The following is a 1,993-nucleotide window of genomic DNA, read 5'->3' as shown; positions in this document are numbered from 1 at the left end:
TATTGCTCATAGCTATCAAAAGCAGATGATGCCTGAACCGGACGACATTTCTTTGTTGGTTTCTTCTTCTTTTTTCTAGGTTTGTTACTCATAGGATGTAGTCAATACAGTAATGGTGATTTGTACTTATATAAAATAAGAATGCCCGCTAAATTAGCGAGCAATAAGGACTAAAAATGAGGCTCTAGGCCGTAGTTTCTATTTCACTCCAGAAGGCTGGCTACTGTTCAAACAGTTACACAGAATTATTTACAGGGTCGCTACGCCATAAGAAAGACGGTTACTGATTGATTTTTCAGTATTGCTGTCAGGGTGGTTAGGAATTGAAATTCCTAACTATGGGCTTTCTATTACTCACTGGTTCCCTAACTTTGCGACAGAACCTTCTTTTTTAATAATTTTAATCGACTTTATCTTATCATTAAAGCCAGCCGTAAAAGTAGAATCCCAACCGTCTGAACTTCTTGTGTAGAACCCACCCTGAAAGTTAGCCCCTTCATAAAAACGAACTTGCCAACCTTTAGGTATTTTGTAAGAAGACATTTGATTATTAAAATCACCTAAATCAACAATATCTCCAATTATTTTTTTTGCTCGACCTTGAAAATTATCATGTTCAAAGATAGTTACAAACTGACCATTATCCTGAGCTTGCGTTGCTACAGTTGGTTGAGATAGACGTACTATATCACCTGTATGAAGCGTTCTAATTCGTTTAAAGTATTTATTTAAAAGAACGTAAACCTCTCTAGCTTCATCTAACTTGCCTGATTTTTCTAGATAACTCGCATTCATTTTTAGCCATGTATGAACACCACCTTTATAAATAGGATAACAACTGCTCTTACCTTTATTCTGGATCTGTTCCCAACCATTATTGTTGTCTATATAATCAACATAGATGGCAGTGTTGATCTTACTGTAAGCAGTATTATCAGCGTTGTTGATTAAACAAATAAGGTCAATAAGTTGCTCTGGTTCTTTGGTTTTATTCTTCAATAAGAAGTCAACGACGATACTATTAAAAGCACCTACTTGATTTCTTGCTACATCATTTGTTGTATCAAATCCTCCGTAACCAATGTGGTCAACTGAAAGTATCTTATTTTTAATTACATCAAAGTCATCATCTGTTGCCATTTTAACAGCATTACATAAACCGAGAATATCTCGCTTATCAGTAATGTTTAGTTTTCGATTAACATCGAATAACAGTGCTTCTGCTTCACTTCGAATCTGGTTTACTTGTTCAGATTGAGCTCTGTAGAAAACGAAATCATCACTCGGCACAGAACATGACGAGTATGTCTTATTGAAATTCACCTCTTCCTGTTGTGAAAAAACATCATCATGAGCAAAAGACGGAGAGCTCAATATTGAAATGACCACAGGTATTGAGATTGACTTTCTTATCATATAAATCCTATTTCTATAATGCACTAAAGCATACTTATTTCGGTTGATAGTTATATTTATCAGCTAAAGATTTGTATTAAACAAACTACTATTGCAACTGTTGATAATTTAAGATTATTCACATCTCTACTTAGCTTTTAAATTAAATCCAAGCATATTAATGCTACTTACAAATACAAAATAAAAAAGTAATTGATTGTATTAATTTGTTGATTGTATGGTTTGTTCGGGTTCCACGTCTGCATCTAACGAAAACTTTGCGACAGAGCCTGGAAATGGACATTTCAATTAAGCTAACGACCAAATGTATGGACTACACAGAATAGGCCAATCTCTATTCCCCGTTTCTTTGCAAAACTCAAGAATGCTGATACCGCACAGCGGTATAACAGATTGATTAACCATGGATTAAGTCGGAATATGGGCCATAACTTATCGGGCATCGTTAAGGTCATGTGTTGATATTCACATTTGGGCAAGATGGATAGCTGCTTCGCTATCCATTTTTCTGTCAGCATTACTCCACAAGAGCTACAAGCTTTACTCTTACAAGAGTTATAGATGACTTTGCGGTGCT

The 1,993-nt window shown here is 35.2% G+C and carries 1 protein-coding gene and 1 pseudogene; both read right to left on the bottom strand.

What is annotated here, in order from left to right:
• Positions 1-354 precede the first annotated feature (354 nt).
• Positions 355-1,416, bottom strand: a complete 1,062-nt coding sequence (locus CTN07_RS22935; RefSeq protein WP_005306597.1) for a beta/gamma crystallin-related protein — start codon at positions 1,414-1,416, stop codon at positions 355-357.
• 296 nt (positions 1,417-1,712) lie between these two features.
• Positions 1,713-1,993: pseudogene (locus CTN07_RS22310) on the bottom strand (transposase zinc-binding domain-containing protein); the annotation flags it as partial.

The sequence above is a fragment of the Photobacterium damselae genome (assembly GCF_003026815.1).
Classification (GTDB): Bacteria; Pseudomonadota; Gammaproteobacteria; order Enterobacterales; family Vibrionaceae; genus Photobacterium; species Photobacterium damselae.
The sequence above is the reverse complement of the archived record's forward strand: the minus strand, read 5'-3'. Positions and strand labels throughout refer to the sequence as shown.

Excerpts from the sequence above, each read along its gene's own strand:
- CTN07_RS22935 (WP_005306597.1), bottom strand. The coding sequence starts at position 1,416 with ATGATAAGAAAGTCAATCTCAATACCTGTGGTCATTTCAATATTGAGC.